At 32.2% G+C, this 11,180-nt stretch carries 9 protein-coding genes; all 9 read left to right on the top strand.

Annotated elements, in window-relative coordinates:
- Positions 1–312: 312 nt before the first annotated feature.
- The 9 genes from KJ971_04650 to KJ971_04610 all read left to right on the top strand — a co-directional run bounded on the left by KJ971_04650 (position 313) and on the right by KJ971_04610 (position 11,030).
- Complete coding sequence (locus tag KJ971_04650) at positions 313–3,294, top strand: hypothetical protein (GenBank protein MBU1145129.1); 2,982 nt, start codon at positions 313–315, stop codon at positions 3,292–3,294.
- Positions 3,295–3,666: 372 nt separating this feature from the next.
- A complete protein-coding gene (locus tag KJ971_04645) occupies positions 3,667–4,428 on the top strand; it encodes an alpha/beta hydrolase (protein MBU1145128.1) in 762 nt (253 codons plus the stop codon).
- Between the two features lie 6 nt (positions 4,429–4,434).
- Positions 4,435–5,769, top strand: coding sequence for a phosphoribosylamine--glycine ligase (gene purD, locus KJ971_04640; protein ID MBU1145127.1), 1,335 nt, complete (start codon positions 4,435–4,437; stop codon positions 5,767–5,769).
- Entirely contained in the window at positions 5,766–6,509 is a 744-nt protein-coding gene (locus tag KJ971_04635) for a WbqC family protein (GenBank protein MBU1145126.1), read from the top strand. The genes purD and KJ971_04635 overlap by 4 nt, the downstream gene beginning before the upstream one ends.
- A gap of 1 nt (position 6,510) precedes the next feature.
- Positions 6,511–7,287 carry an alpha/beta hydrolase gene (locus tag KJ971_04630; protein MBU1145125.1) on the top strand — a complete coding sequence of 259 codons (777 nt, stop codon included), beginning with the start codon at positions 6,511–6,513 and terminating at the stop codon, positions 7,285–7,287.
- 3 nt (positions 7,288–7,290) lie between these two features.
- Positions 7,291–8,229, top strand: coding sequence for a hypothetical protein (locus KJ971_04625; protein MBU1145124.1), 939 nt, complete (start codon positions 7,291–7,293; stop codon positions 8,227–8,229).
- Positions 8,201–8,785 (top strand): NUDIX hydrolase, encoded by a 585-nt coding sequence (locus KJ971_04620; GenBank protein MBU1145123.1) that lies wholly within the window; start codon positions 8,201–8,203, stop codon positions 8,783–8,785. Before KJ971_04625 ends, KJ971_04620 begins: the two co-directional genes overlap by 29 nt.
- Positions 8,782–9,615 (top strand): 2-C-methyl-D-erythritol 4-phosphate cytidylyltransferase, encoded by an 834-nt coding sequence (locus KJ971_04615; GenBank protein MBU1145122.1) that lies wholly within the window; start codon positions 8,782–8,784, stop codon positions 9,613–9,615. The genes KJ971_04620 and KJ971_04615 overlap by 4 nt, the downstream gene beginning before the upstream one ends.
- A 212-nt stretch (positions 9,616–9,827) precedes the next feature.
- Positions 9,828–11,030, top strand: coding sequence for a hypothetical protein (locus KJ971_04610; GenBank protein ID MBU1145121.1), 1,203 nt, complete (start codon positions 9,828–9,830; stop codon positions 11,028–11,030).
- Positions 11,031–11,180 lie beyond the last annotated feature (150 nt).

Raw genomic sequence — 11,180 nt, 5'->3', positions numbered from 1 at the left:
GCACAATGGCCTGCTCAATAATAGTAAGTCCCGATTTCTTTCTCATAATCTGAAATTTTTGTTGTGAATAATCTCGGAGTATAGAAAGAATCGGGTACTTTTGAAAGAGCTATCCCGCGCAGGCGGGATTTAGTTCAACAATGTATAAAAATAATAGCCGGTTCAGTAGTAAATTCAAGGGTTGTAGCCCGCTCCAAATTTATTGTAACTTGACAGGGATGAAACCCGCAATCGGCTACTATTCTTATACTTACCGTTACCGCCAAGTGTAGAAAACAGAAATCATACAAAAATGAAAAATGAAACAAGCATATGAATGACGGAAAAAATAAAGGCTCAATTTGGAGAATATGGGACTTGCATGTTCATTCCCCTGCTACATACGAAGGAGATTACGCTATATTCATTGCAAATGCGAGTGGAAGTAAAGCAGATGTAATAGGAATCAATGATTATTGCACGATAAAGGGTTACGAAGAAATTGTAAAACTTGGAGGCATTCCTAATAAAACGATTTTTCCTGTTGTTGAATTCAGAATGCACAACATTGTTGCAAATAGAAAGAATGTTGACCCGACTAAAGCAGGAACAAAAATTAATTTTCACATAATCTTTGACAATGCTCCTGAACTCCAAATTGTGATTTCAAACTGGATGAATTCTCTCGAATGTTTCAATGAACGAGGAGAAACAATTCAACTTGGAACAACAATCAATTTAATGAAAGTGAGTTTTGATTTTGACAATGTATTAACGAGCTTAAAAAAACTCAGCCAACTTCAAGACCGATATTTAGTTTGGCTTCCTTATGATGAGTACGGTGGAATTGATGACATAGACCCCAACGATAATTTTTTCAAACTCTCCCTCATAAACAAAACTCATATTATTGGTTCGTCAACCAAAAAACAAATTGATTTTTTTAAATGGGAAGATTCAAAATTTACTATTGAGCAATATAAAGAGTGGTTTGAAAAGCCAAAACCTTGTATCAAAGGTTCTGATGCACATAAAATTGATTACCCTTTTGGAAATTTAACCAATCACCTTTCTCAACCTATTGACAAGCATTGTTGGATAAATGCTGACATGACTTTCAACGGACTGAAACAAATTATTATTGAACCTGACAGAGTTTTCATCGGTGATAAACCAGATTTACTCAAACGAGTTAATAATAATCAAACCAAGTTTATTAAATCACTTTCTATAAACAAAATTGCTTCTGCTTCAATTGATGATGTTTGGTTTGACAATTTTCAAATTGACCTGAACAGTGCTTTAGTTGCAATCATTGGAAACAAAGGAGGAGGCAAAAGTGCAATTACTGACATATTGAGCCTGTGTGGCAATACTCACCAAGACCCTTTGAACTTTTCCTTTTTGCATTCTTCTAAATTCAGGAAACTCAAACCATTAAATCTTTCAGAAAGATTTGAGGCAACTCTCTATTGGCATGATGGAACGAATTCAAGAAAAATTCTAAATGAAAACCCCGTCAAGACAAAGCCTGAAAGGGTAAAATACATTCCGCAGAATTTTTTAGAGAGACTTTGTGCTAATGTTGAAAGTGATGATTTTGAAAAAGAATTAAAGCAAATTATATATTCACATACTCCAAACGATAAGCGACTTGGAAAATCATCACTGGACGAACTGATAAACTACAAGTCAAGTTTAGTTCATAACGAAATTTCTCTGATTCAAAATCAACTACATGATTTGAATTTGGAAATTGTTTCACTTGAAGCAAAATCTACTGAGAATTTTAAAAAATCAGTAGAGAGCCAACTTCAATTAAAGCAAGGTGAATTGAAAGCTCATGAAGGAACAAAACCTAACAAACCAGATATAGGAGAAGAAAGTGAGGAAAGTAAAAAGTTAGTTGAACGGTTGACTGAAATCAGAGAACAGATAAAAATATTAGAGGAAGAAATTGCAGAACTAAGAAAGAATAAAACTTCATTCTCAATTAGGAGGGAAGAATTAAATCGTGCAACTCAATATTTCAATAACCTTGATGAGCAACTAAAAAAAGTAACTGCACCATCTCATATTCATATTGATGTTCTGACCAAGAACGGAATCAATCCTAGTGATGTGTTCACATACAAATTAGACACTTCAAAAATTTCTTCTTTAGTTGAGATTGTTGAAAAGGAAATTACCAACATTGATAATTTACTTGATGCTGAAAAAGCAAATAGCAAAACAGACAAATTGAACAAACTGAATGAGGAGTTGATGCAAGGTCAAGAGGTTTTAGACAAACCGGCTAAACAGCAACAGAAATATCTTGATGATTTAAAAGCTTGGGAGAAGCAGAAAAATGAAATTGTTGGAAGCAGTGAGATAGAAGGCACACTGAAATTTTTAGAAGCCCAAATAACTTACTTGAAAGATACTTTACTTCCCGAACTTGCAGAAAGAATTCTAAAGAGGAAAGAATTTGTAGAGTCGATATATAACAAAAAACTTTCGCTTTTAGAAATCAGAAAGGAGTTATTTCAACCTGTAATGCAATTCATTGATGAGTTCAAAGAACTCAAACAGAGATACGATGTGAAAATTGATGTCGCTCTTGAACTTCGTTCTTTCTCTGATAACTTTTTCGGTCTAATCAATCAGCAAAGAGTAGGAACATACAGCGGTAAAGAAGAAGGCTACAAAAAACTCACCGACCTAATTGAGAAAACTCACTTTGAAACCAGTAAAGGATTCATTCAATTCACAGATGCGATAATTGACAATCTAAAAAACGATAGAAGAAACTCAGAAGGTCAGCCAGTTGATATAAATAGTCAATTACGAAAAGGTGTTGAACTTAACCAACTTTACGATTACATTCATGATGCAGAATTTCTACAACCTGTTTACAATTTAAAGTTGGGGAACAAAACCCTGCAAGAACTTTCACCCGGTGAACGAGGCGCATTGCTTCTAATCTTCTATCTGATTCTTGATAATGATGATATTCCTTTAATTATTGACCAGCCCGAAGAAAATTTGGATAACGAAAGTGTTTATCACATTCTTGTTCACTTCATCAAAAAAGTAAAAGAAAAAAGGCAAATCATTATTGTAACTCATAATCCAAATCTTGCAATCGTTTGTGATGCAGACCAAATCATCAACATGCAAATTGAAAAAGAAAATAAAAACACAGTTAAGTTTCAATCTGGAGCCATTGAAGATGATGTAATGAATAAAGCTATAATTAACATACTTGAAGGAACTTTACCAGCCTTCAACAACAGAGACTTAAAATACATACGAAGAAAAAACAAAGAATAAGACCTAAAAAAAACAAAAAATGATTGAGGTGTACAAATTAATTAGTCTTAAACATAGTCAACTAAAAGAACTCCAAGTGTTAAGAGGACTTAACACCAAGTGTATACGTTACGGGACGACAGATATAAATTGAAAATTAAGCTATTGTGAGAGGACATAAAAACGAAATATTGACAAGACCAAAGAGCCGAAACTCATGCCGACCCGATGTTTTTTATTTTTTGCCCACAGAACATTTTTAAAAACATGTCTTGCAAATGAATAATAGTATTAAAGACTATAAACTTTTTTCAAGACAATATAACTGTAATACCATAATATTTGTATTGTTACTTTGCTTCATTAATAACATCATAATTAAAAACCTAAAATATGAATTTTGAAAATAAACAAATTGAGTTTAACTCAAACGGGTTGATACTTAGAGGAATTATTAGTTACTCTGGTATTAAAAATGCACCACTGGTAATTATGGCAACAGGGGATAGTAAAAGTGGCTCAAAAAGTGGCTTTTGTAAAATGCTTATTCCTAAACTTTTAGACAAGGGTATTAATGTTTTTGTTTTTGATTTCCCTGGAAAGGGTATTAGTGATGGTGATGATTCTCTATTAACTGTAAAAATTGGGTTGGATTCACTTTCAGATGCTTACAATATCATTATGACTCACGACTTCTATGATAAAAGTAGAGTCGGGCTAATTGGTTCAAGTTTTGGAGGACTGGTTGGAATAATTTTTTTGGCAAGAAATAAGACGATTATTAAAGCTTTAGCGTTAAAATCCCCATCATGTTTTTACCCTGAGGTCTACGAATTATGGGTAGGACTTGATGGACTTAAGCAATGGCAAGCTGATAATTACAGTCAGATAACTGAAAGATATTGGAATTCATACATTGAAGGATTTGATTATAACTGCTTTTTAGATGCACAAAGTATAAACATACCTTGCATAATCGTGCACGGCAATGCAGACAAAACAGTTCCTGTTGTCCATACTCACAGGTTGAATTATTGCTTGAAAGGAGAAACTGACATTCTAATTCTTGATGGGGTTGACCACGGATACAAAGAAGATAATGCACTAAAAGTGGCAACAGATAAATTCTCAATATGGTTTTCAAGCAAACTTTAAATTCGAATGAACCTTTCTAAATCAAAAGTATTAATCGTTGGTTCAGGAGGAAGGGAACATGCACTTGCTTGGTCAATTTCTCAATCAAACCTTGTTGAAACAGTATATGTTGCTCCTGGTAATGTTGGTTGCACTTGGGCTAGCCATAGTTTTGACGGCAGGGAATTTTGTGAATGTAAAAGGATACCTATCCCGCAGCTTGACTTTGAGAAATTGCTAATATTTTCAAAGTCAAATAAAATTTCTTTCGTAATGGTTGGTGATGCATTACCATTATCGTTGGGCATTGTTGACTTTTTTACTAAAAATGGAATAAATATTTTTGGACCTACTGCTGCTGCATCTCAAATTGAATCTTCCAAACTGTATGCAAAAAAAGTAATGTACAAAGCAAATATTCCGACAGCCAGTAGCAAAATCTTCAATAACTATGACGATGCCTTTCAGTATGGAAAATTAATTGATAAAACTATAGTCGTCAAATCAGACATTATTTCAGGTGGCAAAGGAGTATTCATTTGCAATACTGATGAAGAATACATCAATGCTATACAAATAATTTTCAAAGAAAATAGATATAATGCAGTTACACCTTTGGCAATTGTTGAAGAATATTTAGTAGGTGTAGAATTCTCATTCTTTGCTTTTGTAAACAAGAATAAAATAATCCCATTCTGTGCTGCTCACGATTATAAAAAAGCTTTTAGCGGTAACATCGGTCTCAATACAGCTGGTGTTGGAGCAATAGCACCATTCAAATTGGACAATGATGAAATCAAATATATTGAATATAATATAATAAAACCACTTTTAATTCAACTTGAATATGAAGGTATTTCCTATAATGGTCTAATCTACGCAGGTTTAATAAAGACAGTAACTGGAATAAAAGTTTTAGAGTTTAACTGTAGGTTTGGTGACCCAGAAACTCAAGCCATGTTGCCTTTATTAAATTCAGATTTATTTGTTGCGCTATCTGAGAACCTTTCACATTCTAACACGGTAAGGATAGATTGGGCTGATAAAAAATGCTCGGCTATCGTTGTCTCAACATCAAGTTATCCAAATCCATCAATAAAGGGTATTCCAATAAGTTTAAAGAGTCGACCAAAGAACGGTACAGTACTATTTCATTCAAACACAGAGATATTAAACGGGGCACTTGTAACTTCAAGTGGTAGAATTTTTACTGTGTCGTCAATTTCTGATGATTTTGAAACATCGTCAAAAATGTCACTAAAATATATTAAGGAAAATATTGTATTTGATGGGATGTATTGTCGAAATGATATTGGGATTATTTACTCATCACCAATACCCCAAAACTTTAACAAAAAATGAAAGTTGTATTTCATCAATCATATTTTCTGCCTTGGTTAGGATATTTCAGCAAACTTGAATTCGTTGATAAATTGGTAATTCTTGACGATGTTGGATTCAGAAGAAATCATATAAAACGTGTTCAAATTTTAAGCAGTCAGGGAGAAAAACAGTGGTTTTGTCTTCCTGTAGGAAATAACTGGGCTATTCCTTGTAATTCTATAAATCTCCCTTTAGAGAAAAAGTATATTCAAAAAATGCTTAATACTATTTTCTATTCATATGGTAAAGCAAAGTTTTTTGATAACGAATATTCATTTTTTGAAGTTATTTTTACTAATGCATTGAATAATAACATTAAGCTAATTGATGCCAATCTTGAAATGCTAATTGCAATCAGAAATCACCTTCATTGTAAACAGATTCAAATCTTGAACTCAAGTAATTTTTACGATGGCAAGGATAGGAATGAAAGAATAATTGAAATAAGTAAGGCAAATTCAATCACTGAAATCATCATGGGTGATGGGAGAATGGCTGCTGTTCATAACCTGGAATTATTTCAATCAAACGGTATAAATATTCTAAGACAAAATTACAATGAGAATCAAGTAACTTATGAGCAAGTCCATTCAAAAAGAAGCGGAATTCCTTTCATTAAAGGATTATCAATCATTGATGCCTTATTAAATATTGGGGCTGATGAAGTAAAAAAAATAATTTCAAATCCGATTTACACACCTCAATCAATAACTTTGTAAAATGAACAATATTAAAAAAACAATCAGCTTTTTCTCTGGGAATGGAACAGAATTAATTGGTAAATATTTCTTTCCAAATGACCAAGAAAAGAAATTTCCTGTTGTTGTTGTCTTAACAGGGGATGGAAAAAAAGGAAGTGAAAGTTCAACTTGGGCAAACATTCCTTCTATGCTTTCAGAACGAGGAATAGCAACGTTCATATTTGACTTTGAGGGTTTAGGTTTAAGCAAAGGGTACAGAAATAATCTTTGCTTATCTGTTGGGCTTGATAATATTGAAAAAGCTATGAAACAAGTGTATTCTGAAACAAAAATTGATACCTCACGAATTGGTTTATTTGGTTCAAGTTTCGGGGGAAATATTGCTGTTCTTTATGCAGCTAAAGATAAAAATATCAAAGTAATAGGATTAAAATCGCCAGTGAGTTTTTATCCTGATTCATTTATTGCAGAGTTTGGAGAATTAGAGATAACGGAATGGAAGAAAAAGAATTATGCTGAAGTAATTGGCTTCAACTATAATTTCTACATAGATTCGATGAAGTACAACACATACGCTGCTGCAATGCAAATATCATGTCCTTGTAAAATCATTCACGGAAACCGAGATACCGTTGTTCCAGTAACGCAAAGTATGCATTTAAATGCAGCATTGAATACCATAACTGAATCATCTTTAAAAATACTTGATGGTGTTGGTCACCAGTATTCTGAGGAGGGTGCATGGGAAGTAATGGCATCATTAATTACTGATTGGTTCTATGAAAAACTTAAATAAAAAATGAAGCGAGTTTTTAAAGTATTACAAAAGATTTACCACTTCCTGTTAGTAGAAATATTAGGAAAGATTGACTTCACCTTATTTTTAAAAGTATTAAAAAGGATTGACCTTATTCTTCTATTTTTTATATCAATAATCGCAATTACTGTATTCGTAGTTGATACTTTTGATTTATATCCACTTTCAAGCCTTATTGGAGTAGTCGAAATAAATTATTCCTTGATTTGCTTATTGGTATTAAGTTTTATCGGATTTCACCTTGTTGCTCGTTACCTAACCGAAGAAGACCATAAACAAAAATCTTTAAATAAAATCGATGAGTTATTATTATGTGAAGGAAATTTATTAAATAAAGTTGAGGGTAACCTACTCAACAAAATTGATGAACTTATTACAAGTTCTAATTTAATAAAAGTCAGAACCTTCGAAGATTCGTTTGAATTAGAAACATATGTTGCAAAACGAATTCACGAAGCAAAGAAAGAAATTTGCGATTTGACATGGAAGTTAACTATTGAGTCTGGTTATGGCTTAGGTAAAAGAAAAGATTCTCAAAGCATTTATGACAAAGCTATTGCAGGTGTTTCAGCAAAACTTATATTCAATGAGATTTGGGTTTTTAGTGATTCGCGAAGGATAGCTCGTTTCAACAAAAGAATAAAAGAGAAAAAAGATGGCTATTCATGTCGATATTTTAAGGAAGAAAGCAACAAAATTCCTCGCCTGCAATTTATTATCATAGATGATAGTGAAGTTATTTTCTTTGCAATTTCAAAAACATCATTAATGTGTTCTATTAAAGGAGAAGTGATTTGCAGGATTTTTAAACCTTATTTCATTGAAGCATGGCAGCGTGCAATTCCAATTAAAGATGGGAGAAATATTCGACAAAATATCGTTAACGAAATCAATGAATATTACAAACTCAAAGTTGAATAAAATCAATTCTTCAATGGAAAATACTTTTAAACAAATTATCATAAATAAAACTCCGAGATTTGAAGTAATTCAGGATACAATCAACTGTGATAATAATACTCAAGATTTTTATTATATAAGAAAACCAAATGCAGTTTCAGTTATTGTTGTGGCAAACGGGTTAATCGGTCTTTTAAAAATCAAAAGACACTTAGTACCAACAATATCCTATGAAATAATCGGTGGGCGGATTGAAAAAAATGAAAATTCTTTACTAGCTGCAAAAAGAGAATTATTAGAGGAGGTTGGAATTCTTGCAGAAGATATTACTTTAATAAGTGAGACATATCCATTACCCAGTGTCACAACTGAAAAGGTGTATATTTATGTTGCTAAAGTTAAAAACATTGAATCAATAAAGATTGAATCTCATGAAGGAATAATAGAGTTTCAATTTTACACTAAAAATCAGGTTTTAGAACTAATTAGAGATTTGAATGTCAATTGTTCAATTGATGCCTATGCTTTACTTTTCTATTTTACATTCATTTCAGATGAGGGGGAAAAACATTTATGACAATTACCAAAGCAATAATACCAGCAGCTGGAATAGGAACGAGAATGTCGCCAGCAACATCTGCAATTCCTAAAGAACTATTTACAATTTTGAATAGACCTGTTATTGATTACATTGTAGAAGAAGCAGTTGAAGCTGGTATCCGAGAATTTATAATAATAATAAATGAAGAAAAGGAGTGTATTAAAAAATACTTTTTAGAAAGCGATAAATGGAATAAGAATATTGTCTTTTCATTTTTATATCAAAAAGTACCTCTTGGTTTAGGTCATGCAATCTATCATGCTAAAAAAATGATAAATAAAAATGAATTTTTTCTAATTATGCTACCTGATAATTTAATTCTAACTGATGACTCTTCAAATATTATAAAAGATTTACTTAAGCTACACGATGAAATAGGGTGTTCAATAATCAATATAAATAAAGTTTGTCCAGATGAAATTCATTTAAGAGCAGCACTTGAAACCAAAATAGCTAAAAGCGATAATGTTTTTGAAATAAAGAATATAATTGACAAGCCAACAAAAGAAACTACCCCTTCTTTATTTACTATTGCAGGTAGATACATTCTAAACGATTCAATTTTCAGCTTTATTCAGGATACTGGCAGAGATGATAAAAATGAAATCCAATTAACATCAGCTCTACAACTTTATCTTAAATATCATAAATTAATTGGTTTTGTCTTTAACGGCAATCGATATGACACCGGGAATTTACTAGGCTATGCAAAAGCTTTTACTGCATTATGCTTAAGGCAAGACGAAATAAACAATGAATATTGCAAATGGATAGAAACGTTATTGCCGAAAGAAAAGACAAAATAAAATGACAATGGCATGGAAACTGAGTAATGACAATGGTTTGCAAGACTGGAAGACAGAACACCAGGCGGTAACAGGCGGTATATTTTATTGCCGAGTCAGTGGGTATTTCAGCGTTTCTGCATCTTATAAACTTTCGTGTAACTTGACAGGAAAGTGCTTCGAAATCGACAACAAAAACATACCGCCAATCCGTTACCAGCGATTTTAAAAAGATGCGAACAATCATATTATTAATATTTACAACTTTCTTGTTAAGTTGTAAACCGACTATTGACAAGCAAAAAGCCGACAAGCAGTTAAGAGAACAAATTATTGGAGATTGGGAAAGAATTATTGAAAAAGAAAATTATTCAAGCAGTATTCCACCACCACCACCACCAATATTTTCTTTACCGCAAGGAATGACAATTACCTATGATAGTATAGAATTCAATTTAGGTTTTTTTAAAGCTGATAGAGATAGTATAACTGGTAAGAGAACCAGATTTTATTTTAGTAACAAAACGCCTTACAAAACTGACAAAGACAGCATCATTATTAAAAATCTTTTAAATGAGCAATGGGAATTCAAATGGAAGTTTGTAAAAAGAAAAACAGATACTCTAATTTTGGCGGTTAATGATACTACATTTTTTAAATACAAAAGACTATATTACAATCTTGACACATTACCTGATTTTGACCAAATCATATATTCAAGTTCTGGCTGCTATGGTTCTTGTCCAATAATCGATATCTCAATAGACAATGCCGGGAATATTTTGTTTCAAGGTGAAGGATATGTGAAATCTCTTGGATTTTTTACAGCTAAACTTAACAGTCAAACTAAAAAGTACATTTTTGATAAGTTCAGGAGAGCAAACCCAATTGGCCTTTTGGATGAGTATGCTGTTGGTCATACTGACGATCAATCAATAACTACAACATTTATAAAAAGTGGGAAAATTGTTAAGACAATTCACGATTATGGAATGGCAGGACCAAGCAAATTAATATGGGCTTATATACCTATTGCTAATATTTACAGCAAAATTAAACTTGATACATTGCCAATAGATGAGCCTTTTTATCCGAAACTGCATTATTATACCTTTAAAAAAGGTGGATTGATTCTACCATTAGAAAAATCAGAAAGCTTCTATTTTTGGACTGAACTTCAAAAAGCAAAACTGACTGACAAATTATTTAAATCAAAATATAAATTGACTTTTGTCGGGAACTACACATATTGGGGGCCTGATCCATATAAGGAAAGAAAGCATAAGTATGAAATATCTTCAATAACTACAGATGGACAGTATTTCAAATTTGAATTCAAGGATACAAAACCCATAACTTATGATTTAGGATATAACTTTATCGATAGAAATTTTCGACTTGAAGACTTTAGAAAACCAAAGGAATGGGAAGAATAAAAATAAAAATAAAAACCGCTGGTAATAAATAGGACTCTGAGCGGTCTGCAAGACCCAGCGATGAGTCGGTGTTGAACTACACCCGCCGGGTTCAGGGCTATGTACATATCGCCCGATTTATAGTTTTAATTGAAATTTTTTAGGATAAAG

The organism is Bacillota bacterium (genome assembly GCA_018818595.1).
Classification (GTDB): domain Bacteria; phylum Bacillota_I; class Bacilli_A; order Izemoplasmatales; family Hujiaoplasmataceae; genus JAHIRM01.
This window is presented reverse-complemented; position numbering and strand designations above follow the sequence as displayed.